This window comes from Streptomyces rubellomurinus (genome assembly GCF_000961885.1).
In the GTDB taxonomy this organism is placed as follows: Bacteria; Actinomycetota; Actinomycetes; order Streptomycetales; family Streptomycetaceae; genus Kitasatospora; species Kitasatospora rubellomurina.
The window spans coordinates 100,049-127,006 of the sequence record NZ_JZKH01000009.1; the positions used below are offsets into that span (position 1 = coordinate 100,049).

The 26,958-nt window shown below is 74.3% G+C and carries 23 protein-coding genes and 3 pseudogenes; 14 read left to right on the forward strand and 12 right to left on the reverse strand.

Translation table 11 applies throughout. The features are described 5' to 3' along the window. The first annotated feature begins 92 nt into the window (after positions 1 to 92). From VM95_RS07135 to VM95_RS07145, 3 genes are all read left to right on the forward strand, one after another. Positions 93 to 1,061 (forward strand): alpha/beta fold hydrolase, encoded by a 969-nt coding sequence (locus tag VM95_RS07135; RefSeq protein ID WP_045693166.1) that lies wholly within the window; start codon positions 93 to 95, stop codon positions 1,059 to 1,061. Between the two features lie 117 nt (positions 1,062 to 1,178). Next, the gene (locus VM95_RS38605; RefSeq protein ID WP_052707183.1) at positions 1,179 to 3,251 is read left to right on the forward strand and encodes a serine/threonine protein kinase; all 2,073 of its coding nucleotides are present in this window, start codon (positions 1,179 to 1,181) and stop codon (positions 3,249 to 3,251) included. A gap of 527 nt (positions 3,252 to 3,778) precedes the next feature. Beyond that, positions 3,779 to 5,416 (forward strand): M4 family metallopeptidase, encoded by a 1,638-nt coding sequence (locus VM95_RS07145; protein ID WP_045693167.1) that lies wholly within the window; start codon positions 3,779 to 3,781, stop codon positions 5,414 to 5,416. A 220-nt stretch (positions 5,417 to 5,636) separates the two neighbouring features. Here the strand turns inward: VM95_RS07145 and VM95_RS44150 are convergent. After that, positions 5,637 to 6,002 (reverse strand): annotated as a pseudogene (locus VM95_RS44150) (winged helix-turn-helix transcriptional regulator); the annotation flags it as partial. A gap of 127 nt (positions 6,003 to 6,129) precedes the next feature. On the opposite strand from VM95_RS44150, the gene VM95_RS07155 reads away from it, so the two are divergent. Continuing rightward, complete coding sequence (locus VM95_RS07155) at positions 6,130 to 6,810, forward strand: NADPH-dependent F420 reductase (RefSeq protein ID WP_244178657.1); 681 nt, start codon at positions 6,130 to 6,132, stop codon at positions 6,808 to 6,810. A gap of 128 nt (positions 6,811 to 6,938) precedes the next feature. Here VM95_RS07155 and VM95_RS07160 read toward each other — a convergent pair whose 3' ends face one another. Beyond that, positions 6,939 to 7,793, reverse strand: coding sequence for a MerR family transcriptional regulator (locus VM95_RS07160; RefSeq protein WP_045693224.1), 855 nt, complete (start codon positions 7,791 to 7,793; stop codon positions 6,939 to 6,941). Between the two features lie 218 nt (positions 7,794 to 8,011). Between VM95_RS07160 and VM95_RS07165 the strand changes: the two genes are divergently transcribed. From VM95_RS07165 to VM95_RS07175, 3 genes are read left to right on the forward strand one after another with little or no spacing between them, the layout of a single operon-like run. After that, complete coding sequence (locus tag VM95_RS07165; RefSeq protein ID WP_078859660.1) at positions 8,012 to 9,694, forward strand: flavin-containing monooxygenase; 1,683 nt, start codon at positions 8,012 to 8,014, stop codon at positions 9,692 to 9,694. After that, positions 9,691 to 10,716, forward strand: coding sequence for an alpha/beta fold hydrolase (locus VM95_RS07170; RefSeq protein ID WP_045693168.1), 1,026 nt, complete (start codon positions 9,691 to 9,693; stop codon positions 10,714 to 10,716). The genes VM95_RS07165 and VM95_RS07170 overlap by 4 nt, the downstream gene beginning before the upstream one ends. Further along, on the forward strand, positions 10,713 to 11,630 hold the full coding sequence (locus VM95_RS07175) for an SDR family oxidoreductase (protein WP_045693169.1): 918 nt from the start codon (positions 10,713 to 10,715) through the stop codon (positions 11,628 to 11,630). Before VM95_RS07170 ends, VM95_RS07175 begins: the two co-directional genes overlap by 4 nt. A gap of 50 nt (positions 11,631 to 11,680) precedes the next feature. On the opposite strand, the pseudogene VM95_RS45575 reads toward VM95_RS07175, so the two are convergent. Then, positions 11,681 to 11,911, reverse strand: a pseudogene (locus tag VM95_RS45575) (DUF1214 domain-containing protein); the annotation flags it as partial. Positions 11,912 to 11,953: 42 nt separating this feature from the next. Beyond that, entirely contained in the window at positions 11,954 to 12,445 is a 492-nt protein-coding gene (locus VM95_RS07180) for a DUF1254 domain-containing protein (protein WP_045693170.1), read from the reverse strand. Between the two features lie 213 nt (positions 12,446 to 12,658). Here VM95_RS07180 and VM95_RS07185 point away from each other — a divergent pair, with 213 nt between their 5' ends. From VM95_RS07185 to VM95_RS43155, 3 genes and pseudogenes are all read left to right on the forward strand, one after another. Then, entirely contained in the window at positions 12,659 to 12,967 is a 309-nt protein-coding gene (locus VM95_RS07185; RefSeq protein WP_045693171.1) for a hypothetical protein, read from the forward strand. Positions 12,968 to 13,030: 63 nt separating this feature from the next. Next, positions 13,031 to 13,159, forward strand: a pseudogene (locus tag VM95_RS44155) (IPT/TIG domain-containing protein); the annotation flags it as partial. Positions 13,160 to 13,508: 349 nt separating this feature from the next. Then, positions 13,509 to 13,838 carry a hypothetical protein gene (locus VM95_RS43155; RefSeq protein ID WP_167352898.1) on the forward strand — a complete coding sequence of 110 codons (330 nt, stop codon included), beginning with the start codon at positions 13,509 to 13,511 and terminating at the stop codon, positions 13,836 to 13,838. Between the two features lie 72 nt (positions 13,839 to 13,910). On the opposite strand, the gene VM95_RS07200 is transcribed toward VM95_RS43155, so the two are convergent. Further along, entirely contained in the window at positions 13,911 to 15,356 is a 1,446-nt protein-coding gene (locus VM95_RS07200; protein WP_063773462.1) for an aminotransferase-like domain-containing protein, read from the reverse strand. Positions 15,357 to 15,522: 166 nt separating this feature from the next. Here VM95_RS07200 and VM95_RS07205 point away from each other — a divergent pair, with 166 nt between their 5' ends. Next, complete coding sequence (locus VM95_RS07205; RefSeq protein ID WP_045693174.1) at positions 15,523 to 16,200, forward strand: LysE family translocator; 678 nt, start codon at positions 15,523 to 15,525, stop codon at positions 16,198 to 16,200. 75 nt (positions 16,201 to 16,275) lie between these two features. On the opposite strand, the gene VM95_RS07210 is transcribed toward VM95_RS07205, so the two are convergent. The 5 genes from VM95_RS07210 to VM95_RS07230 all read right to left on the reverse strand — a co-directional run bounded on the left by VM95_RS07210 (position 16,276) and on the right by VM95_RS07230 (position 20,350). Next, on the reverse strand, positions 16,276 to 17,028 hold the full coding sequence (locus VM95_RS07210) for a phosphotransferase (RefSeq protein WP_045693175.1): 753 nt from the start codon (positions 17,026 to 17,028) through the stop codon (positions 16,276 to 16,278). A 78-nt stretch (positions 17,029 to 17,106) separates the two neighbouring features. Continuing rightward, entirely contained in the window at positions 17,107 to 18,102 is a 996-nt protein-coding gene (locus VM95_RS07215; protein ID WP_107072874.1) for a serine hydrolase domain-containing protein, read from the reverse strand. An 80-nt stretch (positions 18,103 to 18,182) separates the two neighbouring features. Further along, positions 18,183 to 19,124: a DUF6895 family protein gene (locus VM95_RS07220; RefSeq protein WP_045693176.1), complete on the reverse strand. Its 942-nt coding sequence runs from the start codon at positions 19,122 to 19,124 to the stop codon at positions 18,183 to 18,185. Next, on the reverse strand, positions 19,121 to 20,032 hold the full coding sequence (locus VM95_RS07225; RefSeq protein WP_045693177.1) for a serine/threonine-protein kinase: 912 nt from the start codon (positions 20,030 to 20,032) through the stop codon (positions 19,121 to 19,123). The genes VM95_RS07220 and VM95_RS07225 overlap by 4 nt, the downstream gene beginning before the upstream one ends. Before the next feature lie 117 nt (positions 20,033 to 20,149). Further along, positions 20,150 to 20,350: a hypothetical protein gene (locus tag VM95_RS07230; protein ID WP_045693178.1), complete on the reverse strand. Its 201-nt coding sequence runs from the start codon at positions 20,348 to 20,350 to the stop codon at positions 20,150 to 20,152. A gap of 154 nt (positions 20,351 to 20,504) precedes the next feature. Here VM95_RS07230 and VM95_RS07235 point away from each other — a divergent pair, with 154 nt between their 5' ends. Next, positions 20,505 to 21,278, forward strand: coding sequence for an SDR family NAD(P)-dependent oxidoreductase (locus VM95_RS07235; protein WP_045693179.1), 774 nt, complete (start codon positions 20,505 to 20,507; stop codon positions 21,276 to 21,278). 259 nt (positions 21,279 to 21,537) lie between these two features. After that, a complete protein-coding gene (locus VM95_RS07240; RefSeq protein ID WP_045693180.1) occupies positions 21,538 to 23,361 on the forward strand; it encodes an ABC transporter ATP-binding protein in 1,824 nt (607 codons plus the stop codon). A gap of 33 nt (positions 23,362 to 23,394) precedes the next feature. Here VM95_RS07240 and VM95_RS07245 read toward each other — a convergent pair whose 3' ends face one another. Beyond that, positions 23,395 to 24,063: a lysophospholipid acyltransferase family protein gene (locus VM95_RS07245; RefSeq protein WP_045693181.1), complete on the reverse strand. Its 669-nt coding sequence runs from the start codon at positions 24,061 to 24,063 to the stop codon at positions 23,395 to 23,397. 176 nt (positions 24,064 to 24,239) lie between these two features. Here VM95_RS07245 and VM95_RS07250 point away from each other — a divergent pair, with 176 nt between their 5' ends. Further along, complete coding sequence (locus tag VM95_RS07250) at positions 24,240 to 24,452, forward strand: EF-hand domain-containing protein (RefSeq protein WP_045693182.1); 213 nt, start codon at positions 24,240 to 24,242, stop codon at positions 24,450 to 24,452. A 105-nt stretch (positions 24,453 to 24,557) separates the two neighbouring features. On the opposite strand, the gene VM95_RS07255 is transcribed toward VM95_RS07250, so the two are convergent. Then, positions 24,558 to 26,759: a bifunctional glycosyltransferase/CDP-glycerol:glycerophosphate glycerophosphotransferase gene (locus VM95_RS07255; RefSeq protein ID WP_045693183.1), complete on the reverse strand. Its 2,202-nt coding sequence runs from the start codon at positions 26,757 to 26,759 to the stop codon at positions 24,558 to 24,560. Positions 26,760 to 26,958 lie beyond the last annotated feature (199 nt).

The window sequence follows — 26,958 nt, forward strand, 5'->3', positions numbered from 1 at the left end:
GCCGCCAGCGTCGGATGATCGACCGGCCACGGGGGTGGCCGAACGTGCGGGGGCGCTGCGTCCTCGCGGACGGATCCATGGGGGGATCGACGATGCGGAACACACACAGCTCACCGGGCGCGCCCGGCCTGCGCGCCGTCCAGGACGCCGTCGTGCGGGCCCTGGCCGAGCGCACCCCCGGCGGGGTACGGCCGGGAGAACTCGACCGCGACGGACGGGCGTTGCGCTGGGTGGAGGCCGGTGGGGACACCGGCGAGGAGAACGGCCCCGCCCCGGTGGTGCTGATCGCGGGCTGCGGCGGCGGCGCGCTCGACTGGGCACCGGTCCTGCCCGAACTCGCCCGGCACCGCCGGGTGGTGGCGTACGACCGGGCCGGCCTCGGCGCCAGCGAGCCGCGCCGCGCGGCCGGCCCCGACCTGGACGCCCAGGTCGCCGACCTGGCCGCCCTGGTGGCCGGGCTCGACGCCGGACCGGCCGTCCTGGTCGGGCACAGCTGGGGCGGCCAGCTGGCCCAACTCCTCGCCTGGCAACGGCCGGAGCTCGTCGCGGGCCTGGTCCTGGTCGACCCCGCGCACGAGGAGTTCCAGCCGCCGCTGATCCGGGCCGCCGAGACGGTGCTCAACCGGGTGTGGCTGCTCCGGGCCGCGCTCGCGGAACCCGGGCCCGCCACCGGCACCGCCGACGCCGCCACCTATGCATCCGGAGCCGCCACCGCCGCCGAAGTCGCCGAGGCCGCCGTCCTCGCCCACCGCCACCAGCGCCGGACCGTCCTCGACGAGACCCGGCTCACCGCCCTCGCCGTCCCCGAACTGCGCCGCCGCCGCGCCGCCGCGCGACTGCCCGAGGTGCCGGTGACCGTCCTCAGCGCGACCAAGGGCCTGCCCGCCGCGATGCGCGGCCGGTGGACCGCGATGCAGTCGCGCATCGTGGCCGGCCACCCGAGGGGCCAGCACGTCGTGGTGCCCGGGGCCGGCCACGCCGTCCACGCCGACCGGCCCGGGGCCGTCGTCGCCGCCGTGCTGGAGGTCGCCGAGCACGCCCGGCGCGTCCGGCTCCGGTGACGGCCGCTCACGCCCAATGTCCCTCCTCAGGGAGGATTCTGAGGCCATGACACCCTCTGGCACACTGTGGGCCGACGACCCGCCGGGCGGGTCACGACACACCTGGGGGGTGGGGGCATGATCGGTTCTGGCACCGTGCTGAACGTCCGGTACCGGCTGATCGAGCGGCTCGGCCGCGGCGGCATGGGCGAGGTCTGGCGGGCCCACGACTCGGTGCTGGCCCGGAAGGTCGCGGTCAAGATCCTCAACGCGGAGCTGTTCGACAACGCCGCCGCGATCGAGAGCTTCCGCCGCGAGGCCCAGCTCGTCGCCGCGATCGACCACCCGGGCGTCGTGAAGGTCCACGACTACGGCGAGACCGGCGTCGGCGTCGGCGTCGGCGTCGGCGAGAACGACGGTGACGGTGACAGCCGCGGTGATGGTGACGGTCACGGCGACAGTGAGGGTGGCGGCGGGGGCACCGGCGACCGCTGCGCCTACATCGTGATGGACCTGATCGACGGCCGGCCGCTGAACCAGGTGCTCGAAGCGGAGGGGCGGATGCCGCCCGAGCGGGCCCTCGGCATGGTGGCCGCCGCGCTGGACGCGCTGCACGCCGCGCACCAGCGCTCCATCGTCCACCGGGACATCAAGCCCTCCAATCTGATGGTGCGCCGCAGCGACGACGCCGTGGTGGTGACCGACTTCGGCATCGCCCTGGCGATCGCGGGCACCAAGGCCACCAAGCGCTCCGGCGTCATCGGCACCGCCGCCTACATGTCCCCCGAGCAGGCCGTGAACGGCAGGATCGGGCCGGCCTCCGACCTGTACTCGATCGGGGTCGTCTGCTACGAACTGCTGGTCGGCAGGCTGCCGTTCGTCGGCGACGGGCCGGTGCAGGTCGCGATCAAGCACGTCCACGAACCGGTGCCGGACCTGCCGAAGACCGTCCCGGCGGCCGTCCGCGAACTGGTCGTCCGGGCGCTGGCCAAGGCGCCGGAGGACCGGTTCGCGAGCGCGGCCGATATGGCGGCGGCGGCCCGGGCGGCGGTCGGCCTTCCTCCCGGGTCGGCGGCCGACACCGGCACGGTCGACCTGCGGGGGAAGGCCGCCGCGGCGGTGCCGGCTCCGGTCCCGGCCGCGGAAGCGGACCCGGCCGCGAAGGCGCGGCCGGCGGTGAAGGCGGAGCCGGTGCTGAAGGTGGATCCGGACCGGCCGACCGAACCGGTCAGGCGCCGCTCGCGGCGCACCCTGCTGGTGCCGATCATCATTCCGGCCGTCATATCGGTGGGCACGGCGACCGCGCTGCTGATCGACCGCAGCCCCGGCAGCGCGAACGCGAGCGCGCCGCCCGACGCCCGGCAGACGGTCGCCGCGACGGCCCCGGCCACCCCGGGCGGTGCCGCTCCGGACACCGCCACGGCCGCCACCACCGCGCCGACCGGGACCCCGGGCGCCACCCAGCCCGGCCAGCAGCCCGCTACCCCCGACCAGGGGCAGCCGCAGCCGCAGCAGCCCGGTACGGCGGCCGGCGCGGCCGGCGGGGCCGCCGCCCAGCCGGGCCGGGGTGGCAACGCGGGCGGCAGCGGCGGCGGGTCCGGCAACGGGGGCCAGGGCGGGGGTGCGGCCGGCGGCGGCACGGCGCACCAGCCGGCGCCCGCACCCGCACCCGCCAACCCCGCCAACCCTGCCAATCCCGCGAATCCCGCGAACCCCAACCCGCAGCCGCCGCCGCAGAACTCCTCCGGCGGCCCGTCGTCCGGCGGTTCGTCCGGCGCCGGCGGCAACCCGCCGCCGGCGCAGACCTCCGACCGGCCGTCCAGCTGCGGAGGGAGCAGCTGGACCAAGATCGTCAGCGCCTCGTCCGGCGCGGCGATCGGTCTGGCCAACGACAACCTCGACGCCGGCAACCCGATCGTCCTGGGCGGCCACGCGCAGTACGGCTGGGTGGTGACGACCGGCAGCTGGAACGAGTACCGCGCGTGCAACTCCGGTGGTCCGAACCTCGTGTTCGGCTTCCTCAACGACGACTCGGTCGGTGTGGGCGACGTCTTCAGCATCGCCTACCGGTGGACGGTCCAGTCCGCCGGTTCGGGCACCTACACCCTGGGCGACGGCACCCGGTGCATGACGTCCAACGGCGCTGGGCAGCGCGTCACCATGCAGACCTGCACGAAAGGTCTCGCGGCCCAGCAATGGAGGTTCCAGTGACGGCCCGTCCCCGGACGGCGCCCGCGGGGTGAAGGAGCGGGGCCCGTATCAGAGGCTGGGCGCGGAGGGCAAGGGTCGCCCGGTGGCGGGACCTCGCCACCGACCGTCAGAGGCCCGTGTGGAAACTTCTACACGAATGTAAAAGTCGGTCGGGCGCCATCGCCGGCCGCCGATCGAACTCGCGCTCGATCGGCGGCCGGGTGTCGACGCAGGCGGCCGGGCTGGATCGGGCCCGGAGCGTTCGGTGATGCCGGGTGAATCGTCCCGTTTCGTCCGCCACTTGACCCTCTTTACCAACTGGCGGGACCTGGCCAATTCCTGAGGCAGACCTGTCAAAACAGCGGCCGGACTGCCACGCTTCTGGACAACCCCGGCGGTAGCCCCCACCCCCCACCCCACGGTGGCGAGCCGCTCGAACGCGCGGGGTCACTGCACGTCAGCGCCCGTTCCGCCCCACAGGTGCCGACCCCGGCCCCCGGGACGCGGCGTGACCGCGCCCACACGCGGTTTCCCGGAAGGACTCGTACGTGAAGCGAAAGCTCGCGGCTGTCGCCGTCGTCTCGGCCACCGCCCTTCTGACCGGCGTCGTCCAGGTGAGCGTCTCCCAGGCCGCCCCTGCCGCTCCCTCGATCCAGGCCCAGGCCGCCCACCAGCACGCCGCGGTGGTCGCCGTGGCCAACGGCCAGTCCGCCCCGCTCGCCAAGGCGCTGAACCTCGGCGACCAGGAGAAGCTGGTGGCGAAGGACGCCGTGATCGACCAGGACGGCACCCGCCACCTGCGCTTCGAGCGGACCTACGCCGGCCTGCCGGTCCTCGGCGGCGACCTGGTCGTCCACCAGAAGGCGGACGGCGGCGTGAAGTCGGTCGACAAGGCGGCCACCGCCAAGATCGCGCTGCCGAGCCTCACGCCGCGGATCCCGGCCGACCAGGCCGCCGCCGGTGCCGCCGGCGCCGTCAAGGCCACGGTCGGCCAGACCATCGACTCCGACGAGTCCCCGCTGGTCGGCGTGCACCAGACCGGCAAGGCCGAGCTGGTCGTCTGGGCGAACGACAACAACCCGCGCCTGGCCTACCGCACCACCGTCGAGGGCGTCCGCCAGGACGGCACCCCGAGCAGCCAGATCCTGATCACCGACGCGGCCAGCGGCGCGGTCCTCTCCACCCACGAGAAGATCGAGACCGCCGTCGGCACCGGCAACGGCGTCTTCGTCGGCCAGGTCCAGCTGACCACCAACCAGAACGGCTCGCAGTACGAGCTGAAGGACGCCTCCCGCGGCGGCCAGTCCACCAGCGACATGAGCAACGGGACCTCCGGCAGCGGCTCCCTGTTCGCGAACCCGAACAACAGCTTCGGCGACGGCACCGCCGCCAACCGCGAATCCGCCGCCGTGGACGCCCAGTTCGGCGCCGCCACCACCTGGGACTTCTACAAGAACACCTTCGGCCGCAACGGCATCCGCAACGACGGCGTCGGCGCCCTCAGCCGCGTCCACTACGGCTCCAACTACGTGAACGCGTTCTGGAGCGACGACTGCTTCTGCATGTCGTACGGCGACGGCGCCAACAACTCCGCCCCGCTCACCGAGATCGACGTGGCCGGCCACGAGATGAGCCACGGCGTCACCGCCGCGACCGCCGCGCTCAACTACTCGGGCGAGTCCGGCGGCCTCAACGAGGCCACCTCCGACATCATGGGCACGATGGTCGAGTGGTACGCCAACCTCCCCGCCAACCCGCCGAACTACCAGATCGGCGAGCTGATCAACCTGCGCGGCGACGGCAGCCCGCTGCGCTACATGGACCAGCCGAGCAAGGACGGCTCGTCCGCGGACTACTGGGACCCGAACGTCGGCAACCTGGACGTCCACTTCTCGTCCGGCGTCGCCAACCACTTCTTCTACCTGCTGTCCGAGGGCAGCGGCGCGAAGACCATCAACGGGTTCAGCTACAACAGCCCGACGTACGACGGCTCCACGCTCGCCGGCATCGGTCGCGACAAGGCCGCGCAGATCTGGTACAAGGCGCTGACCGCGTACTTCACCTCCACCACCGACTACGCGGGCGCCCGCGCGGCCACCCTCAGCGCGGCGAGTGACCTGTACGGCGCCAACAGCGACGAGTACAACGCGGTCGCCGCCGCCTGGACGGCGGTCAACGTCAACTAGGCTGGGACTGACGCCGGTTCGGGCCCGAGTTGGGCGGGCGCGGACCGGCGGGCTCCCCGACGAGGGGTCCCGCCGAGCCCAGGGTGCGGCTCGGCGGGGCCCCTCCGTTCCCGTTTCGCCCCCGCCCGGTCGGGGCGCGTCGCCGGCGCCGTGGCCAGGCCGACCGGCGAGCCCCGTCGACCCGCTGCCCGTGCTGATCGGCCTGCCAGTCCGGCCCGTCCTGCTGGTGCCGCTCCTGGGCGGCCAGTACGGCGTCCGCGTGGTCGGCGGCCCACGCGCCGAGCGCGCGGATCGGGCCGAGCAGGGCGGTGCCCGCCTCGGTGAGCGCGTAGTCCACCCGGGGCGGGGCCTCGGCGTAACGCCGGTGCTCGACCAAGCCGTTGAACTCCAGCCGGCGCAGCGTCTCGTTGAGCACCTTCGGACTGATCCCGCCGATCCGGGCCAGCAGCGCCCGGGGGCGCATCGGCCCGCGCTCGCCGAGGACGTACACCACCACGCTGTCCCACCGGTTGGCGATCACCTCGAAGGCCAGCCGGGCCCGGCAGTCGGCGGCGAACACGCCGCCGCCCAGATCGTCGCTCTCCATCCCCCCATCCTGCCCGATCCGTTGCGTACCCGGCGGTGTGCAACGGCCGGACTAGCGTCCGGGGCACGGCGGTTCGCCCAGCGGTGCGGGTCCGGCGCATACGGCTGACGACGGTGGGGAGTGGGACATGCGGACGATACGGATCGGCATCCTCGGGACGGGTGCCATGGCGGCGGCGCTCGGCGGAGCCTGGGTACGGGCCGGGCACGAGGTCACGGTGGGCGGGCGCGACCCCGAGGCGGCCCGGCGGCTCGCCGCCCGGATCGGGGCGACGGGCGGCGGCGACCCGGCTGCGGCGGTTCGGTCCGCCGAGGCGGTGCTGGTCGCGGTGCCGGCCGGGGTGGCGGCGGCGGTGGTCGAGCCGCTGGCGGCCGACCTGGCCGGGCGGGTGCTGCTGGACTGCACCGTGCCGATGGCCCCCGGCCCGGACGGACCGGCCCTGACCACGGCCGGCGGCGGGGACTCCGTCGCCCGCAGGCTCGCTGCGGCGGCCCCGGCCGCCCGGGTGGTGAAGGCGTTCGGCATCTGCCACGAGAGCATCTGGACGATGCCGCGACCGGGTTTCGAGGGCGCGCCGCTCGGCGTCCCCTACTGCGGGGACGATCCGGACGCCGCCGCCCTGGTCGCCGGGCTGGTGGACTCGATGGGGTGCGTGCCCGTGCACTGCGGCGGCCTCGACCGGGCCGCGCTGCTGGAGGCGACGGCGGTCTTCGCGATCGGCGCCTGGTGGGCCGGGGGCGAAGCCCGGCACGTCTTCCCCTCGCCCGCCCTCGCGCCGGGGGCGGTGGACGACGACGAGGAGGAGTAGCGGCCGGGGCCGGGGCGAGGGCGGCGAGCGGATTCCGGCTGACAGCTGACGGCGAACAGATGACAACTGACAGATAACAGCGAACAGATAACAGATTTCAACATCTGAAAGTTGTTCGCTGTTATCTGTCAGTTGTTTCCTGTCATTTGTTCGCCGCCCGGTCCGTGCTCGCCCTCCGGCTCGGACTCGCCCTCCGGCCCGTGCTCCCGTCGTTGGCGCAGCAGTTCGTCGTACTCGGCGTGCACCCGGCGGTCCATGGCGAGGGTGAACTGCGCGTCGGCGACGGTGCGGGCCAACGGCCGGACCCGCAGGATGCGTTCGGTGAGCCGGGCGGCCTCGCCGGGGGCGAGCGGGGTGTCGGTGGAGAGCGCGCTGAGCAGGTGCTCGCTGACGACCTCGATGAAGATCTCGGCGATCGCGTCCACGTGCTCGCGGGTGCGCCGGCTGGCGTCGAGCACGGCGGCGAGCGGCACGCCCTCCGCGACGAGTTCGGTGGTGGCGTCCATCAGTCGCCGGCTGACGTGGGTGATCCCGTCGTCGGTGATGGTGATGTAGCCCTGGGCGATGGATTCGGCCGTGTTCTCCTCGGTGAGCTGGTCCCCGAAGGCGGCTTTGAGCTCGTCCCAGTCGAGCCGCACCGGCGTCTCGTCCGACCAGGGGGCGACGATCGCGGCCTCCAGCCCGATGAGTTCGGCGACGTCGCGGCCGCTCTCGCCGGCGCCGATGAGTTCGGTGATCCCGCCGAGGGTGTGGCCGCGGTCGAGCAGTTCGGCGATCATCCGCAGCCGGGCCAGGTGCTCCTCGCCGTACCAGGCGATCCGGCCCTGCTTGCGGGGCGGCTGGAGCAGTTTGCGTTCGCGGTAGAAGCGCAGGGTGCGGGTGGTGATGCCGGCCGCCTCGGCCAGTTCCTCCACCCGGTATTCGCGCCGGTGTTCGCGTCCGCCGTTCTTCTCGTCGCCCGCGGCTGCGCTGACCTTGTCCACGGCGTTCAGCATAGGTGCGCGCGGTCGCGGCTTCGGCGGCTTGGAGAATGGGCTGTCGAACGCGCGCCGGATCCGCACTGCCGTGCTTCTTCCATCCGGTGTCAACAAGGGCTACCCTGCCAACCGTGCCAGTGTTTACTGGCGCGATTGGCGGGGTCCGGTTCCGGGGCAGGCCCGGGAGCGCGCGATCACCGCCCCCACCCTCAGGAGGAGGCCGCATGGCATTCAGCAGCAAGCGCCCCGGCTCCGGTGCGCCCGGCGCGCCCGCTCCCCGCGCGGCCGCTCCCGACGCCTCCGCTCCCGGCGCCCCTGCTGCGGGCGCGCCGGAGCAGGCCGTCCCGCACGTCCGGGTGGCGGTGATCGGATCCGGCTTCGGCGGCCTCGCCGCCGCCGTCCGCCTGCGGCGCGCCGGGATCACCGACTTCGTCGTCCTGGAGCGGGCCGACTCGGTCGGCGGCACCTGGCGCGACAACAGCTACCCCGGCTGCGCCTGCGACGTGCCCTCGCACCTCTACTCCTACTCCTTCGCGCCGAACCCCGAGTGGCCGCGCAGCTTCTCCGGCCAGCCGGACATCCGTGCCTACTTGGAGAAGGTCGCCACCGTCTTCCGCCTGCGCCCGCACCTGCGCTTCAACACCGAGGTGCTGGAGGCCCGTTGGGACAACGAGCGGACCCACTGGCGGATCGCCACCTCGGCCGGCCGGTGGACGGCCGACGCCGTGGTGTCCGCCGCCGGCCCGCTCGCCGACCCGCAGATCCCCGACCTCCCCGGGCTCGACGCCTTCCCCGGCAAGGTGTTCCACTCCTCCCGCTGGGACCACGACTACGACCTGACCGGCAAGCGCGTCGCGATGGTCGGCACCGGCGCGTCCGCCGCCCAGATCATTCCGTCGATCCAGCCGCAGGTCGGCGAACTGACGGTCTTCCAGCGCACCCCCGCCTGGGTCCTGCCACGCCGGGACCGCGAGATCACCAAGCTGGAGAAGTGGCTGCACACCCGGGTGCCCGCCACCACCTCCGTCCGCCGCGGCGCCCTCTTCGCGCTCCGCGAGCTCCAGGTCGACGCCTTCGTGCGCCGCCCCGGCCTGCTGCGCGTCGTCCAGCAGCTCGCCCAGCGCCACCTCGCCCAGGCGGTCGCCGACCCGGCGCTGCGCGCCAAACTCACCCCGGACTACCGGATCGGCTGCAAGCGCATCCTGCTGAGCAACACCTACTACCCGGCGCTCGCCGCACCCAACACCGAGGTCGTCGCGTCCGGCCTGGGCGAGGTGCGCGGCTCGACCCTGGTCGCCTCGGACGGGACCGAGCGCGAGGTGGACGCCATCGTCTTCGGCACCGGCTTCCATGTCACCGACATGCCCATCAGCTCCAAGGTGTTCGGCGTCGACGGGACGAGCCTCGCCGAGGAGTGGAAGGACGGCATGGAGGCGCTGCGCGGCTCGACGGTGCGCGGCTTCCCGAACCTGTTCTTCGTCATCGGCCCCAACACCGGCCTCGGCAACAGCTCGATGATCCTCATGATCGAGTCCCAAGTGAACTACCTGATAGACGCGTTGACCACGCTCGACGCGGTCGGCGCGGCCGCCATGCAGCCCACGGCGCGCGCCCAGCGGCGGTGGAACCTCGAACTGCAGCACCGGATGGACCGCACGGTGTGGACCACCGGCGGCTGCCGTAGCTGGTACCTGGACCCGAACGGCAAGAACACCGTGCTGTGGCCCGGCTCCACCACCTCCTTCCGCCGCGCCACCCGCAAGGTCGACCTCGGCGAGTACGAACTGACGATGCGGCCCGTGCCGGCTCCCGCGTCCGCAGCGGCCTCGTCCGCGGCCTCGGTCGCCGAGTCCGCCGCCGCGGCCGCCCCCTCGTCCGCCGCGTCCGTCGAGGAGGTGTCCGCGTGAGCGCCGCCCGGCTGCCCGCCGACTACGAACCACCCGTTCCCATCGAGGAGTTGAGTGTCCGCTCGGCGGACGGGATCCGGCTGCACGTCGAGGTCCACGGCCGGCCCGGCGCGCCCACCGTGGTGCTGGCGCACGGCTGGACCTGCTCGACCGCCTTCTGGGCGCCGGTGATCCGCCGACTCGCCGACAGCTACCGGGTGGTGGCCTACGACCAGCGCGGCCACGGGCGCAGCGAGGTCCCGCCGAGCCGGGCCCGGTACTCCACCCGGGCGCTCGTCGACGACCTGGCCGCCGTGCTCGCCGCGACCGTTCCGGCGGGAAAGCGGGCCCTCCTCGCGGGCCACAGCATGGGCGGGATGACCATCATGGCCGCCGGCGGCCGCGCCGAGGTCGCCGAGCGCACCGCCGCCGCCGTCCTGGTCTCCACCGGGGCAGGGGAGTTGGTGGCCGAACTCACCGTCCTGCCCCAGGCCGTACGCCCCGCGGGCCTGCGCCGTTTCCTGCACCGGCGGATGCTGCACGCCCGGCTGCCGCTCGGGCCGGTCACGCCGGTGAGCCGGGCCGTGCTCAAGTACACGACCATGGGGCCGGGTTCGCCGGCCGGCCAGGTCGAGGCGACGGCCCGGATCGTGCATGCCTGCCCGGCGGCCGTCCGGGCCAACTGGGCGAGGGTGCTGGACCGCCTGGACGTCCACGCTCCGCTCGCCCGGCTCGCCGCGCCGACCGCGGTCGTCGTCGGCACCGCGGACCGGCTCACCCCGCAGCCGCACGCCCACCGCATCGTCGCCGAACTGGCCGACCCGCAGGGGCTGTTGCTGCTGCCCGGGGTCGGTCACATGGCGCCGCTGGAACGGCCGGCGGAGGTCGCCGCCGAGATCCACCGGATGGCGCTCGCGCACCTGCCGGCGGCCGGCCCCACCGCCGCCGACCCCGCCGACCCCGCCGACCCCGCGGGCCCCGCGGGCCCCGCCACCGCCGTTCCCGTCTCCGTCCCCGAGGTCGAGAGGACCGCCGCCGCATGAACGCCATCCCGCCGCTGTCCGAGCAGGTCGTCGTCGTCACCGGGGCCGCTCGGGGCGTGGGTGCCTCGCTCGCCCGGAAGCTGGCCCGGCGCGGGGCCAGGGTCGCGCTGCTCGGCCTGGAGCCGGAGGAGCTGAAGGACGTCGCGACGCAGTGCGGCCCGTCCGCCACCAGCTGGGAGGCGGACGTCACCGACCTCGACGCGCTGAGCGACGTCGCCCGGCGGATCAAGGAGCACTACGGGCGGATCGACGCCGTCGTCGCCAACGCCGGGATCGCCATCGGCGGGCCGCTGGCCGACAGCGACCACCGGGCGTTCAGCCGGGTGATCGAGGTCAACCTGCTGGGCAGTGTCGCCACCGCGCGGGCCTTCCTGCCGGCGCTCGCCGAGAGCCGCGGCTACCTGCTGCAGATCGCCTCGCTCGCGGCGCTCACGCCGGCCCCGCTCATGAGCGCGTACTGCGCGAGCAAGTCCGGGGTGGAGGCCTTCGCCCACTCGATCCGCGCCGAGGTCGCCCACCAGGGCGTCAAGGTCGGTGTCGGATACCTGAGTTGGACCGACACGGACATGGTGCGCGGCGCCGACCAGGACGCGGTGCTGAAGCAGATGCGCAGCCGGCTGCCGTGGCCGGCGAACAAGACGTACCCGCTGGAGCCCGCGGTGGACCGGATCGTCGCCGGGATCGCCCGCCGCTCCGCGCACGTCTACGCCCAGGCCTGGCTGCGCGGCATGCAGCCGGTCCGGTGGATGCTGCCGAGCCTGATCGCGCTGGTGGGCTCCCGCGACGTCGCCAGGCTCGCGCCGCAGCTCGCCGCGACCGCCGCCTCACGGCTGCGCGCGGTCGGCGCGGGCGGCGCCGCGGACACGGCCGCGGACACCGCCGCGCGCGGCGGCCGGAGCGGCCCGGCGCGCTGACGTACGGCGGTGCGGCGCTCGTAGCCGCGCGCGGCCGCGTCTGCCGGGTGTCAGACGGCTTCGTCGGCCGGGGTCAGGGCTGGCGGCCAGTCCGCGGGGATCTCGTCGGTGATCGGGGCGTAGAGGCGCCGGGTGACGGTGAACGTGCCGCTGGTGGGGATGGGGAGCCAGTTGGCGGTCTGCAGGTCGGCGTCGGCGGGCGGTTCGGCCTGGACGTAGAGGGTGGTGGCGCCGTCCGGGCCGGCCAGCGGCTCGGCGAAGTGGCCGACGGCCGTAGATGTCGTCGGCGTTGGCGACGAGGAAGCTGTCGGAGTCGTCCGCGGTCAGCGATCAGAAGGCTGCCACGGGCGGCAGTTGGCCCTCGGGGAAGGTGAGGGTGTAGGCGATCGGCGCGCCGGTGTCGTCGCTGGCCGAGGCGCTCGCCGTGGGGTAGAGGGCGTCCTTGGGGAGTTGGCGCCGAGCCCGATCGTGGCGACGTAGGCGCGCTGCAGGTAGTCGGTGCCGTAGGTGCCGATGCCGGTGGTGAAGAACGTCCAGCCGTTGACGGGCGTGGGGCCCCGGTGGTGCTTGATGAGCTCCAGGCCTTCGGCCTTGGCGAGGCCCAGGACCTCGGGGTCGGGCAGCCGGTCCTGGTCGTGGGGGTGGACGCCCAGCTCGGCGAGGAGGGCGGACGTCCGGTCGTCCGGCGGGTTGAGCGGCGTGCGGTTCAGCAGGGCGGCGAGCTCGTCGAAGAACTCGGGCCCACTGAACCGGGTGATCACCTCGGAGGGCGGGTTGGTGCTCAGGTCCGGGTCGTAGGTGCCGTTCGGGGGCACGGAGCTGCCGCTGTCCTTGCCGGTGCCGGGAGTTGGAGCAGCGACGCTAATGTCCGGCGCCGGGCGGCCGCAGCGACAGAACCAGCCGATGTGAAGGCGTTTCACAATCGGAACCTTTGATTCCTCTCGCCCGGCCCGTCACGGCGGTCACATCCCCGCGCCGGACCGGGACCACCCGTCGTGGCGCGGCCCGATCCCTCATGAAGGACGCTCATGTCCCGTTCCACCCTGGCCGCGACGCCGGCCCGCCGTACTGCGGCGCTGCTCACCACGGCGACCACCGCGTTAGGCCTGCTGGCCCTGGCGAGCCCCGCCCGCGCCGACTCCATCGTGCGGATCGCCGGCCCGGCCGGGCCCGTGCCGGCGAACACCGCCTACACCGTCACCCTCGACGTCCCCAACACCGGCTCCCAGGAGCGCGCCAACGCCACCATGGTCAACGTCGCGCTGTCCGGCGCCGCCGACGCCCGCAACGGCCGCAACGAGCCGGTGGGGAGCGCCGGCCTCGCCACACAGGTCTAGGCCCCCGCACCGGTGGTGACCGGGCTGACGCCCGACCACGGCCCGCTGGCCGGCGGCGCCACCGTGACCCTCACCGGCACCCACCTGACGGGGGCGACCGCGGTGGCCTTCGGCTCCGTGCCGGCCACCGGGTTCACGGTCGACAGCGACACCCGGATCACCGCCACCGCCCCCGCCGCGAACGCCGCCGGGAAGGTCGACGTCACCGTCACCACCCCGGCCGGGGCCGCCACCGCCGGTCCGTACACCTACCAGGACCCGGCGGCGACCGGCTCCTACGTCTTCTCCACGACGGCCGACCCCAAGCCGGGCTCGTCGGTGGCGACGGGCACCAAGGTGGCCTACAGCGTGACCGTCGCCCAGAAGGGCGCGGACGAGGCCAAGGGCGCCACCGTGACCGACGACCTGTTGAAGGTGCTGGACGACGCCGCCTACAAACGGCGACGTCCAGGCCGCCTCCGGCACCGCCGCGGTCTAGGACGGGAAGCTGACCTGGACCGGCGACCTGCCGGTCGGCGGCAGCGCGACGGTCACGTTCTCCGTGACCGTCGACGGCAACGGCGACCGCCAACTGCACAGTGCTGTCGCCACGTTGGACGGCAAGCGCGTCACCTGCGACAGCGGCAGGGGCTGCATGACCGACCACACGGTCGCGGCCGGGAGCACGCCGTCGCCGACGCCGACGCCCACCGCCGGCGGCCAGACGCCCGGCACCCCCGGCCCGTCGACCTCGGCGGGCGCGTCGGCCCCCGCCACCTCGTGGGCGTCGCCCGACGCGCAGGCCCCGGCGGCTGCGGCACCCCCGCAGGCGCCGGGCGCCCTCGCCAGCACTGGCACCACCGTGGGCACCGCGGCGGCGGCGGACAACTGACAGCGAACAGCGAACAGCTGACAGATGTCAGCGAACAGATAACAGATAACAGATGTTGAAAGTTGTCATCTGTTATCTGTCGCCTGTGATCTGTTCGCCGATCCCCGCCGCCGCCTCCGTGCCGGAGCCCGCAGCCTCCGTTCTGGCGCCCGCCGCCCCCGTGTCAGCACCCGCCGCCGCCTCCGGCCCCGCCGCCGCGATCCGCTCCAGCGTCGCGAGGGCCCGGGCGAGCACCGGCAGCGGCGGGGAGGCCAGCCCGATCCGTACGGCGGGCGGGGAGCGCCGGGGGTCGACCGCGAAGGCGGCCGCCGGGGTGACGGAGATGCCGGCCCGGGCCGCCGCCGCGACGAAGGTCTCCGCCCGCCACGGCGGCGCCAGCCGCCACCACGCGAAGTACGAGCACAGGTCGGCCAGCACCCGCCGCCCGCCGAGCACCTCGCGCGTCAGCTCCAGCCGCGCCGCGGCGTCGGCCCGCTTGGCCGCCGCGACCGCCGCCACCGTGCCGTCCCCGATCCAGCGCACCGCCGCCTCCAGCGCGTAGCCGCTCGGCGTCGACCCGCCCGCGCGCAGCGCCCCGGCGACCCGTTCGCGCAGCGCCGCCGGCACCACCGCGAACCCGACGCTCAGCCCCGCCGCGAGCCGCTTGGACAGGCTGTCGACGAGGACCGTCCGCTCCGGCGCGAGCGCGGCGAACGGCGCGAGGTCCGGGCGCAGGAAGGACCAGATCGCGTCCTCGACCACCGGCAGGTCCAGCCGCCGCAGCTGCGCCGCCAGCGCCGCCGCCCGCTCCGGCGGCATGCTCGCCCCGAGCGGGTTGTGCACACGCGGCTGGACGTACAGGGCCCGCAGCGGCGTCGCCCGGTGCGCGGCGGCGACGGCCTCGGGCAGCAGCCCGTCCTCGTCGACGGGCAGCGGCACCAGACGGATGCCCAGCCGCTCGGCGATCGCCTTGACCACCGGGTACGTCAGCTCCTCGACCCCGAGCCGCTGCCCCGGCGGCACCAGGGCGGCCAGCGCCGCCGCGACGGCCTGGCGCCCGTTGCCCGCGAAGAGCACGGCGTCCTCCGGCGCGTCCCAGTCGGGGCCGCCGACCAGCCCGGCGAAGGCCTGCCGTGCCGCCGCCGTCGCGGCCGCGCCGACCGGCCGCAGCGCCTCGCCGAGCGCGTCCGGCCGCAGCAGCGGCGCGAGCCCGGCGGCGAGCAGCGCGGACTGCTCGGGGACGGACGGGTAGCTGAGCTCCAGGTCGACGGGCGCGGCGCCCGGTTCGGCGAGCGCGACCTGCCCGCCGCCGGCCGCGTCGCCCGCACCGCCGCCGGCCCGGACGAAGGTGCCGCGCCCGACCTCGCCGGTGGTCAGTCCGCGCCGGACCAGTTCGCGGTAGACGCGCGTCGCGGTGGAGGCGGCGATGCCCCGGCGGCGGGCGAAGTCGCGCTGGGTGGGCAGTTGTTGGCCGGGCCGCAGTCGCCCGGCCGTGATGTCGGCGGCGATCTGGTCGGCGATCGCGCGGTAGTCGTCCACGGCCGGTCGGTCCCTCCGGGCTGTCGCTGCTGTCGCTGCTGTCGCAGCTGTGCGGTGCTGTGCCCTGTTGCTCTCTGCTGTTCGCTGCCTTTGGCTGCCGCCCCGGATTGCACCGAGTGCAAAGTCATCATTGCATCGAGCAGGCGGCCCGCCCTAGCCTCCTCGCATGGATGAGCTGCTCTCTGCCGTGGACGGGCACGTCGTGGACGGGCATGCCGTGCTCGGGATCGCCGCCGTGGCCCTGACCATGGCGCTGTCGCCGGGCCCGAACATGATCTACCTGGTCTCGCGCTCGATAGCCCAGGGCCGCCGGGCCGGCCTGGTGTCCCTGACCGGGGTGGCGTCCGCGTTCCTGGTGTACCTGGTGGCGGTGACGGCCGGGGTGGCCGCGGTGTTCTCGGTGGTGCCCGCGCTGTACACCGCGATCAAGCTGGCGGGCGCCGGCTACCTGCTCTGGCTGGCGTGGAAGGCGGTGAAGCCGGGCGGGGCGGCGGTGTTCGCCCCGCAGGCGCTGCCGCCGGACCCGCCGCGCAAGCTGTTCGCGATGGGCTTCCTGACCTGCCTGCTCAACCCCAAGATCGTCATCGTGTACCTCTCGCTGCTGCCGCAGTTCGTGGCACCGGAGCGCGGCCATGTCGCCGCGCAGAGCCTGGTGTTGGGCCTGGTCCAGATCGTGATCGCGGTCACCGTGAACGGTCTGATCGCGGTCGGCGCGGGCAGTATCGCCACGTTCCTCGGCCGCCGCCCGACCTGGCTGCGGATCCAGCGCTACGCGATGGGCACCGTCCTCGCCGGCCTCGCCCTGCACATCGCCACCGACCGCGCCAAGGCCGTCGCGGCCTGACCACTCCCGACCACTCCCGACCACTCCCGACCACTCATGGCCACTCCTGATGGAACGGCTTCCGTCGCCGCGGCCTCACATCCGGGACCTCAGCACGTCGACCTCGCAGCCCGGCAGGAAGGGGTCGAAGCCGTGCTCGCTCAGCCAGCGGACCACCAGCAGGCTCCGCATTGACCACCACGCGTGGATCACCTCGAGGTCGACGTCGATGCCGGTGCCGTAGCCGGCGATGACGTCGTCGAGGTGCTCCTCGTGTCCGAGCGTGAAGGTGGCGAGGTCGTACAGGGGGTCTCCCCGGCCCGCTTCGGACCAGTCGATGATGCCGGTGACCTCGTCGCCGTCGACGAAGACGTGCTCGATCTGCAGGTCGCCGTGGGTGAACGCCGGCGTCCACGGCCGGAACGCGGCCTCGGCGACCTGGCGGTTGCGGGCGACCAGGTCGGCGGGCAGGATGCCGTGCGCCACGAGCGCCGCGCACTCCTCGTCGAGTTCCGCCGCCAGCGCGGCGGTGCTCCGCCCGGCGCGGCCGAGCCGGGGCGGCAGCGGCGCGTCGTGCAGCGTCCGGATGGCGGCGCCCGCCGCGGCCCACGCCGCCGGCGACCCGGTCGACGGCCCGCCGAGGCGTCCGAGCGTCGCCCCCGGGAGCGCGGCGAGCGCGAGCACGGGCGGCTTGCGCCACAGGACCTCCGGCGTCGGGACCGGCACGAGGGCCATCGCCTCGACCTCGGCGTCGATGCGCGCCTGATCGGTGTCCACCTTCAGGAACACGTCGCCGACGCGCAGGGTCGCGCGTTCGGAATGGGCGACGACGACTTCGATCTCATCCATGGCCGACCAGTATCCCGGGGACGACCGCCGACGTCTCCGGGTTTGTCGTCCGCGCTTCCAGAAGCCGTCCCCGCGCGCTCACGCCTCCAGCGCCAGTGCCCGCAGCAGCTCGTAACCGCGTTGCAGGAACCGCCCGTCCAGGCCGGGCCCGGTGTTGGCGAGCGCGGCGACGGCGGTGCCGGTAAGCGGCGAGAAGCCCGCGAAGGCGGTGAAGCCGCGGGTGCCGCCGGTGTGGAAGTAGAGGTCCCGGCCGCCCGGGCGGCGGTGGTTCCAGACCAGGCACAGCTGGTCGCCGGAGTGCCGCAGCCGCAGTCTCGGCCGCTGCACGTCACCGAGAGCGGTGGCCAACTCACCCTCCGCAGGCCGTAGATGGGCCAGCAGGAAGCGCAGCAGATCGGCGCCGCCGGCCCGGACGGCGCCGGCGCCGGGCAGTCCGGGGATGTGCCAGGGCGGCAGCGCCCGTCCGCGCCGGTACCCGGTGGCCCGGTTCGGCGGGTCGGGCGCGCAGCCGGTGGTGCGGAGCCCGAGCGGCCGGCAGATCCGGTCCGCGAGCAGCTCGGGGTACGGCGCCCCGCCCGCTTCGGCGAGCAGCCGCCCGAGCAGGCCGACACCGTAGTTGGAGTAGGCGTACCGGCCACCGGGTTTTCCCTGCACGGTGGTTCGGGCGAGTGCGGAACGCAACTGCTCCTCGCCGTAGCGGGCGTACGGATTGCTGAACCAGGCCGGGACGGCGCCCGCGAGCAGTCCGGGCGGCAGCCGGGGCAGACCGGAGGTGTGGGTGGCGAGGTGCAGCAGCCGGATCGGCTCGCCGGAACGGACGGACGGCGGGCGCCAGTTGCGCGGGAGGTGGTGCTCCAGCGGGTCGTCCAGGGCGAGTTCGCCGCGCGCGGCCATCGCGGCGAGCAGTAGCGCGGTGAACGTCTTGCTGACGGAGCCGAGTTCGAAGACGGTGTCCGGCGTGCACGGCGCGGACGGTCCGCGCGCCAGCCGTCCGTGGCAGCGCACCTCCTCCCGCCCCCGGTGCGCCAGCGCCACCGTCACCGCCGTCGCGTACGGCTGTGCTGCCCGCACCACGGCCGCACACAGCCGGTCGGCCGTGGACGGCCGCTCGGGTACCGAGGAGCGATCGGCCGCCCTCACCCGGTCCGCGGCGTTCACCCGACCGCCGCCGTGGCGCCGCCGAGCGCACGCGAGAGGGTGACGGTGCTGGCGACGACGGCGACCACGGCGGTGTGCTCGTGGTCCTTGAACGCCTGCTCGGGCTCCTCGGCGACGGGCTGCGCGTTGTCGCGCGGGATCAGCCCGTCCTCGCGCTGGACGGCGGCGAGCGCCTCCCAGCCCTCCCGTCCGGTGACCGGTTCGCCGATGCACGAGTCGACGACGAGGAGTTCGGCGGCGAGGTCCCACTGCCCGACCTCCAGCCAGATGTCGAGCCAGACGGGGAGCCAGTCGCGGACGTAGGCGCGCAGCGGCTCGGGCAGGTCCTCGGGCCGGGCGCCCCAGTCGGTGAGGTGGAAGACGGTGTGGGTGATGTCGTAGCCGGTGAACCAGTCCAGCGCCCAGGGTTCGGGGGTGGCGCCGAGCCAGGTGGCGGCGGTGAGGTGCGCCCAGTCCGGGCCCCGGTGGTCGAGCCCGGCGACGCGGCGCGCGTTGGCGATGGCCAGGCGGCGGTTGGGGGCCGTCTCGGCGGCGTGCACGGAGCGCAGCTCGCCGAGCGAGCGCACCAGTTCCTCCAGTGCGGGGTGCCGGTAGCCGGCGCGGACGAAGTGGGCGTAGACCTCCAGCGGGTCGGTCATCAGCATGTGCCGCAGCTGCCGTTCGTACAGCAGGTTCCCGTCGCGCAGCTGGGCCCAGCCGAAGGCCAGCATCCGGCGGGCGCGGTCGGCGTCGGCGGGGCCGGTGACGCCTTCGCGCAGCACCAGCGAGGCGGCCAGCGCGCATTCCCCGATGGGTTTGTAGGCGTTGTTGGGGTCGGCGATGTCGATGGTGACGTTGTCGTCGAGTGCGCCGAAGCCGGTCTCGTGCGAGGCGTCCAGCCAGGCGAGCGCGCGCGAGCCGATCCGCTGGGCGGTGGCGAGGACTTCGTGGTCGGTCATGCCCGCTCCCCGGCGGTGTCCAGGAGTGCTTCGGCGATGGCCAGTTCGAGGGCGGTGCGGGCGCTGCCGTCGCTGACCACGCGGATCCGCGCGATGATCGGTTCGACGTCCAGCGGCAGGGCGATTCCCTGGGCCCGCGACCAGGCGAGCCAGCGGGCGAGCCGGGCGGCGGCCCGGTGGTCGCGGCGCAGCATCGAGCGGACGGCGCCCCGGGCGAGGGCCAGGGGGTGGGCGCGGGCCGTGCGGTGGACGGCGCCGTCGAGGCCGGGCAGTGCGAGTGCGGAGAGTTGCGCCATCCGGATCGACCAGGCCTGCCAGGCGGCCGGGTCCGGCCACGCGGCGTGACCGGGAACGGTGGCCGGCGCGGGCGCGGGCTCGGTGACGGAGCGTTCCGCCGAACCGGCGGAGCCGTCGACCGGCGGATCAACGCCGACCGGCGGATCAGCGGACCCGGGGCCGGCCCCGAGGGCCCGGACGAGCAGCACCCCGGCGGCCCAGTCCCGCCAGGCGGCCACCACCGCGTTCCCGTCCGGGGCTCCGGTGCCCTGCCCGGCCCGTGTCGCGGCCATCGGCGGGAACACCCGGTGCGCCTGCGCGAGCAGCAGGGCGGTGGGCTCGTCGGGCGCCGCGCCGCCGAGCAGTTGCGGCGCGAAGAGGTCGGGGCCGACGACGCGCAGGGCGGCCAGCAGCGACCGGGGCGGTTCGACGGCTCCGGATGCGGCGCCACCAGGCCCGGAGGCGGGCTCGGGGCCGGGCGCGGAGGCGAGCTCGGGACCGGGCTCGGGGCCGAGTACGGGCGCGAGCGCGACCGCACCCCCGGCGCCCCGGAGGGCGTCGAGGGTCCGGCCCGCCACCCGCTCGACCGCCGCGGCGTACTCGTCGCGCAGTGAGGGTTCGGCGGTTGGCATGGTTGCGTGGTCCTCCTCGAAGGGGGCTTCGCGGGGCCCGGCGGCGGGGCCGCACTCGTCGGCGGCGTCAGCGGCCGGGTGTCCCGTGAGGCCCGGGGGGCCGGTCGGCGCGTTCGGCTACCGGCCCTTCTCCTTGGGCTGCTTCGGGGCGAGCAGCAGCAGCCCCGCCAGCAGCAGCGTGCCCTGGGCTTCGGGACGGTACGTGGGCGCGTCGCTGACGACGGCCTCGTCCTCCACCATCAGCGTGCCGAGCGCATCGAGCTCGTCCGGCGACGCCAGCGGCGCCCGGGTCGTGGTGGTCCTGAACTGAGTAAGCATCAGATGTGCCTCCTCATCCGGTCGTCACCGCCCGGTCGGGCGATGCCCCTGTCCGACACTACGAGCACGACCGACTGCCTGCATCCGCAGCCCGCTGAGCTGGGGGGTTGCCCGGGGTGTGGGCGTGGCTGCGGGGAGTCGGTACGGTCTGGGCATGACCACAGCCTTGATCACCGGCGCGACCGCCGGCATCGGAGCCGCGTTCGCCCGCCGACTCGCCCGCGGCGGCCACCGGCTCGTCCTGGTGGCCCGCGACACCGAGCGCCTGGAGCGCGCCGCCGCCGCCCTGCACGCCGAGTACGGCGTCGAGGCGGAGGCGCTGACCGCCGACCTCGCGACCGAGGAGGGCATCGCGGTCGTCGAGGCCCGCCTCGCGGATTCCGCCCGCCCGGTGGACCTGCTCGTCAACAACGCCGGGTTCGGCAACAAGGGCGCGTTCGGGACGGTCCCGCTGCAGGACGAGCTGGACATGCTGAAGGTGCACATCGAGGCCGTGCTGCGGCTGACCACGGCCGCCCTGCCGGGCATGCGCGAGCGCGGCCGGGGCGCGGTGGTGAACGTCGCCTCGGTGGCCGCGTTCCTGCCGCGCGGCACGTACGGGGCGAGCAAGGCGTGGGTGGTGAGCTTCACCCAGGGCGTGCTGCGCGACCTCGGCGGCACCGGGGTGCGGATGATGGCGCTGTGCCCGGGCTTCACCCGCACCGAGTTCCACCAGCGGGCCGGCATGGGTACGGGCAACATCCCGCGCTGGTCGTGGCTGTCGGCGGAGCGGGTGGTGGAGGAGGCGCTGCGCGACCTGGCCCGGGGCAAGTCGCTGTCGGTGCCCGGCAAGCGCTACAAGGCCGTGGTGGCGCTGGCCCGCCTGCTGCCGTCCGGCGGCCTGGGCGGCCTCTCCTCCAAGGCGGCGCGCACCTACCGGACGAACTGAGATACCGGACCCGCGGGCCGGACCGAGAGCGGGACAAGCGGACAAGCGGACAGTCGGACAACCAAGCGGACGGGCGGCCTCGGCGCCGGGGAGTGCCAGGGAATAGAGCAACCCTCACTATTAGCTTGCCTAACTATGAGCTAACCCCGCTATGCTGAGGCCGCCCGCCCGGCACGGCCCCACCGGCCGTGCCCGCGGCGTGCCCGAACCCGTCCGCCGGCGCGCCCCGCCGCGCGCCCGAACCCCAGGGAGGCCGCCCTTGCGGCATGCCACCATCGACTGGACCCCGCCCCCGCGCCCCGAGGGCGAAACCCGCCCGCCGGCCCAGTGGCGGCGCATCCTCGCACTCTTCCGCCCGTACACGGGCCGCCTCGCCCTGGTCGGCCTGCTGGTCGCCGCCACCGCCGTGGTGTCCGTCGTCACGCCGTTCCTGCTCCGCGCCGTCCTGGACACCGCCATCCCGCAGGGCCGCACCGGGCTGCTGAGCCTGCTGGCGCTCGGAATGGTCCTCGCGGCCGTCGTGAGCAGCGTCTTCGGCGTCCTGCAGACGCTGATATCCACCACGGTCGGCCAGCGCGTGATGCACGACCTGCGCACCGCCGTCTACGGCCACCTGCAGCGCCAGTCGCTCGCCTTCTTCACCCGCACCCGCACCGGTGAGGTGCAGTCCCGGATCGCCAACGACATCGGCGGCATGCAGTCCACGGTGACGTCCACCGCGACCAGCCTGGCCTCCAACTTCACCGCCGTGGTCGCCTCCGTCGCCGCCATGGTCGCCCTCGACTGGCGGCTGACCGTCGTCTCGCTGCTGCTGCTCCCGCTGTTCGTCTGGATCAGCCGCCGGGTCGGCCGGGAGCGCAAGAAGATCACCACCGAGCGGCAGAAGCAGCTGGCCGCGATGAGCTCGGCCGTCCAGGAGTCGCTGTCGGTGAGCGGCATCCTGCTCGGCCGCACCATGGGCCGCTCCGACTCCCTGGCGCGGGAGTTCACCGCGCAGTCCGACCAGCTCGCCGACCTGGAGGTGCGGGCGAGCATGGCCGGGCGCTGGCGGATGAACACCATCATGATCGTGATGGCCGCGATGCCCGCCCTGATCTACTGGGCGGCCGGCCTGACCGCCGCCGGCGGCGCGCCGATCGTCTCGGTCGGCACCCTGGTCGCCTTCGTCACCCTCCAGCAGGGCCTGTTCCGCCCGACCGTCGGCCTGCTCTCCACCGGCGTCGACGTGCAGACCTCGCTCGCGCTCTTCCAGCGCATCTTCGAGTACCTCGACCTGCCGGTGGACATCGCCGAGCCGGCCCGGCCCGTCACCCTCGACCGGATCCGCGGCGAGGTGCGCTTCGAGGGCGTCGACTTCCGCTACGACCCCGAGCAGCCGCGCCCGACCCTGGCCGGCGTCGACCTGGCCGTCCCGGCCGGGAGCTCACTCGCCGTCGTCGGCGAGACCGGGTCCGGCAAGACCACGCTCAGCTACCTGGTGCCGCGCCTGTACGACGCGACGGGCGGCCGGGTCACCATCGACGGCGTGGACGTGCGCGAGCTGTCCTTCGGCACCCTGGCCCGCGCGGTCGGCGTGGTCTCCCAGGAGACCTACCTCTTCCACGCCTCCGTCGCCGAGAACCTGCGCTTCGCCAAGCCGGGCGCGAGCGACGCCGAACTGGTCGAGGCCGCCCGGGCCGCGCAGGTCCACGACACCATCGCCGCCCTCCCGGACGGCTACGACACCCTGGTCGGCGAACGCGGCTACCGCTTCTCCGGCGGTGAGAAGCAGCGCCTCGCGCTCGCTCGCACGATCCTGCGCAACCCGCCCGTGCTGATCCTCGACGAGGCCACCAGCGCGCTCGACAACCGCACCGAACGCGCCGTCCAGCAGGCGGTGGACACCCTGGCCGCGGGCCGCACCACCATCACCATCGCGCACCGGCTCTCCACCGTGCGCGCCGCGGACCAGATCGCCGTGCTCGACCGCGGCGAGGTCGCCGAACTCGGCACCCACGAGGAACTGGTGGCGCTGGACGGGCGGTACGCCGCGCTGCTGCGCCGCGAAGTCCCGGACGCCGCCGAGGTGCTGGGCCACGCGTGACGGGCCGGCCTGGGACGCGGCTGCGTGAAGCGGCTACGCCGCCTTCGGGACCTCGTTGTAGCTCCCCACGACTTCCTGCCCGGAGAGCCGCTGGATCGCCGCCATCACCTCGTCGGTCACCTGGCGGCGCGCCTTCAGCGAACGGGCCTGCCCGTGCAGTTCGTCGAAGTGCAGCGGCTCGCCGAAGCGGACCGTCACCTTCTTGATCCGCGGCACGCGCTTGCCGATCGGCAGGATCTGCTCCGGGCCCTCCAGCGCCACCGGGACCACCGGCACGCCCGCCGTCAGCGCCAGCCAGGCGACGCCCGTCTTGCCCCGGTACAGCCGGCCGTCGAGCGAGCGGGTGCCCTCGGGGTAGATGCCGAAGGCCTTTCCGGCCTCCAGGATCTCCAGCGCGGACTCCAGCGAGGCCTGGGCGGAGCGGTAGGTGCCGCGCTCGACCGGCACCGCGCCGATCGCCTCGAAGAAGCCCTTGGACAGCTTGCCCTTGAGGCCCGGCGCCTGCCAGTACTCGGCCTTGGCGAGGAAGTGGACCCGGCGGGGGGCGGTCAGCGGGATCACCACGCTGTCGATGAACGACAGGTGGTTGCTCGCCAGGATCACCCCGCCCTTGCTCGGCACGTTCTCGGCACCCTCGATGGCCGGGCGCCAGATCCCGCGCGAAACGGGTTTCAGCACCAGCCTGGTGACGAGGTCGAGCATGGTTCCCTCCCTGGACGAACGACCGCCCGGGAGGTGCCCGGGCCTGCGATCAGACCCGCAGACTACGACACCCACCCCCGAGCCCGTCCACTCCCGCCGACCGTGGCGCGTGCCACGGCCGGGGTAGGGTACGCCCGTCCGAACCGAGCACGACCCCGCAGTACCAGGAGGGCACCATGCAGAGCGTCGAGGAGATCAAGGCGCTGTTCGACCGCTTCGACCAGAACGGCGACGGCAAGATCACTCCGGCCGAGTACGCGCTGGCCGCCAACGAGATGGGCGACCACACCGTGACGCTCTCGATGGCCGAGGCGCTGATCCACACGATGGACACCCGGCACCAGGGCTACCTGGACTTCGAGGAGTTCCTGGCCGCCCGCCGCGGCTGAGCACCCCCGGGGCCGGGGCCGCTCGCCGTACCGGCGGAGAGCGGCCCCGGCCCCGCTGTGTCCCCGCTGTGTCCCCGCCGCTTCCCCGCAGCCGTCCCTCCGGGCTTAGCCCCGTACCGGGAACACCCGGCGCACCACCCGCTCCGCCGCCCCGCCGTCGTCCCAGACGCAGAACCGCGCCCGGAACCGCGCCCGCGCCGCCGGCTCCGGATCGCCCGCCAGCAGCGCCTTCGCCAGCCCCTCCGCGTCCACCGTGACGGCGCCCGGCGGCAGCGCGAACAGGTCGAAGTAGACGCCGCGTTCGCGCTGGTACTCCTCCCAGTCCGGGGCGAAGACCACCACCGGACGGTCCAGCACCGCGTAGTCGAACATCATCGACGAGTAGTCCGTCACCAGCGCGTCCGCCGCCAGGTACAGGTCCTCCACGACCGGGTGCGCCGACACGTCCACGATCCGGGCCGCGTCCTGATCCACCGTCAGATCGCCCGGCCCGCCGGTGTGGAAGTAGTGGGTGCGCACCAGCAGCGTGAAGTCCGGGCCCAACTTCCGCGCCAGGTCCGTGACATCGAGCAGCGGCAGGTAGCCGCCCCTGCCGCCGCGGTGGGTCGGCGCGTACAGCACCGCCGTGGTGCCCGGCCGCAGCCCGATCCGCTCGCGCATCGCCCGCACCTCCTCCCGGGTGGCGTTCGCCAGCCGGTCGTTGCGCGGGTAGCCGGTGTCCAGCATCTCGTAGTGCCCGGGGAAGGCCCGGGCGAAGTGCTCGCTGGTGTGCGGGTTGGAGGAGACCAGGAAGTCCCAGCGGTCGATGGCCTCCTGCAGCCGGTCGAAGTCCATCCCCTCGGCCGCCTCCGGGCGGCCGCGCAGGTCCATGCCCATCGCCTTGAGCGGGGTGCCGTGCTGGGTCTGGACGTGTACCGTGCCGGGCCGCTTCGCCATCGTGCGCGGGAAGTTGACGTTGTTGACGAAGTACTTGGCGGTCGCCATCGCCTTCAGGTAGGCGGGGGTGTTCACGATCACGTACGGCACGCCGTCCGGCATCGCGTCGGCCTGCCGGCGGTTCTCCACCACCCACACGCCCCGGATCTGCGGGGCGAGTTCCTTCGCCTTCTCGTAGATCGCGGCCGGGCTGCACGCGTAACCCCGGTGCCAGTACGCGGCGTAGACCGCCAGGTGCTCGTCCAGCGGCAGGCGGCGGAAGGCGTTGTACGCGGTGAACCGGGCGCCGCTGCGCACCCCCTTCTTCACCGCCGGCGCCACCGCCCGTGCGCCGCGCTTGAGTTCGCGCGGCAGCCGGCCGGTGCGGCGCAGCTCGGCGTAGGCGATCCGGGCGCCGCGCGCCGCCAGCCGGTACTGCACGCCGCGCACGCCGCCGGGGAAGCGGTAGCCGGCCGGGCGGTGCCGCTCGAAGTGCTGGGCGATCCGGCGGAAGAAGTCCTTGCGCCGGTCGGCGGGGACGAGCCCGGGGGAGTCGTACACGTTCAGCGCCTGCTGGACGGTCCGCTCGAAGACCTGGGTGCGCAGCGCCTCGGGGACGGGCGGGCCGGGGCGGTCGGCCCGGTCGAGGAAGGCGAAGATCGCGTCGTACTGGGCGAACACGTCGGCGTGCTTGGGGGAGGCGGTGGCGGTGATCGCGCCGTCCCGGCCGCGCCGGTAGTTGTAGCAGGGCCGGTCCAGGTAGCGCAGCCGCTCGGCGGCCAGCAGCGCCGGGTAGGTGACCGAGATGTCCTCGTAGTAGCCGGGGCCGAAGGAGACGTCCAGGCCCGCCAGGAAGGCTCTGCGGAACACCTTGTTCCACACCGACATCACGGTGCGGAACAGTGCCGGGTGCTCGGCCAGGGTGCAGCCTTCTATGAGCGGGGAGCCGGTCAGCACGTGGCGCCACGGGTTGGGCTCCGTCCCGCCGTCCGGGTAGACGTGGGTGAAGTCGGTGATCAGCACGTCGGCCGGGGTGGCGCGGCGGTGCTCCTGCGCCAGCTCGTCCAGCAGCACGCTCACCGTGCGCTCGGGCACCCAGTCGTCGCTGTCCACGAACCAGACGTACTCGCCGCGCAGCTGCGGCAGGGCGGCGGCCCGGGCGCCGCCGAGCCCCCGGTTCTCGTCGAGGTGCAGGACGCGCAGCCGGCGGTCGCGGGCGGCGTAGGCGTCCAGGATCGCGCCGGAGCCGTCCGGGGAGAGGTCGTCGACCGCGACCACCTCGAAGCGGGACTCCACGGCGGCGGTGTCGCCGAGGATCGAGTCGAGGCAGCGCGGCAGGAACCGCTCCACGCCGTGGACCGGGAGCACGATGCTGAGGAGGAGGGGGGACACGCTGGCCGAGTCTACCGATCCGCCGGGTCCGACCTGCCTGGACGTCCGGCGGGGGCGGGCTCCCGGGGGCTTCGGGGCCGCGGTTGGGGGGCCGTGGCTCGGGGCTTGCGACTCGGGGCTTGCGGCTCGTCGTGGCGGGGAGGTCCGGCGCCAGGGCCCGGAACCGCCGGTGCCGTGCCCCGGGTGGGGGCGGCACCGG

Excerpts from the sequence above, each read along its gene's own strand:
- VM95_RS07220 (WP_045693176.1), bottom strand. The coding sequence starts at position 19,124 with ATGACCGACCACGAAGTCCTCGCCACCGCCCAGCGGATCGGCTCGCGC.
- VM95_RS07250 (WP_045693182.1), top strand. The coding sequence starts at position 24,240 with ATGCAGAGCGTCGAGGAGATCAAGGCGCTGTTCGACCGCTTCGACCAG.
- VM95_RS07135 (WP_045693166.1), top strand. The coding sequence starts at position 93 with ATGCGGAACACACACAGCTCACCGGGCGCGCCCGGCCTGCGCGCCGTC.
- VM95_RS07225 (WP_045693177.1), bottom strand. The coding sequence starts at position 20,032 with ATGCCAACCGCCGAACCCTCACTGCGCGACGAGTACGCCGCGGCGGTC.
- VM95_RS07175 (WP_045693169.1), top strand. The coding sequence starts at position 10,713 with ATGAACGCCATCCCGCCGCTGTCCGAGCAGGTCGTCGTCGTCACCGGG.
- VM95_RS07165 (WP_078859660.1), top strand. The coding sequence starts at position 8,012 with ATGGCATTCAGCAGCAAGCGCCCCGGCTCCGGTGCGCCCGGCGCGCCC.
- VM95_RS07210 (WP_045693175.1), bottom strand. The coding sequence starts at position 17,028 with ATGGATGAGATCGAAGTCGTCGTCGCCCATTCCGAACGCGCGACCCTG.
- VM95_RS07230 (WP_045693178.1), bottom strand. The coding sequence starts at position 20,350 with ATGCTTACTCAGTTCAGGACCACCACGACCCGGGCGCCGCTGGCGTCG.
- VM95_RS07155 (WP_244178657.1), top strand. The coding sequence starts at position 6,130 with ATGCGGACGATACGGATCGGCATCCTCGGGACGGGTGCCATGGCGGCG.
- VM95_RS07205 (WP_045693174.1), top strand. The coding sequence starts at position 15,523 with ATGGATGAGCTGCTCTCTGCCGTGGACGGGCACGTCGTGGACGGGCAT.
- VM95_RS07235 (WP_045693179.1), top strand. The coding sequence starts at position 20,505 with ATGACCACAGCCTTGATCACCGGCGCGACCGCCGGCATCGGAGCCGCG.
- VM95_RS38605 (WP_052707183.1), top strand. The coding sequence starts at position 1,179 with ATGATCGGTTCTGGCACCGTGCTGAACGTCCGGTACCGGCTGATCGAG.
- VM95_RS07185 (WP_045693171.1), top strand. The coding sequence starts at position 12,659 with ATGTCCCGTTCCACCCTGGCCGCGACGCCGGCCCGCCGTACTGCGGCG.
- VM95_RS07245 (WP_045693181.1), bottom strand. The coding sequence starts at position 24,063 with ATGCTCGACCTCGTCACCAGGCTGGTGCTGAAACCCGTTTCGCGCGGG.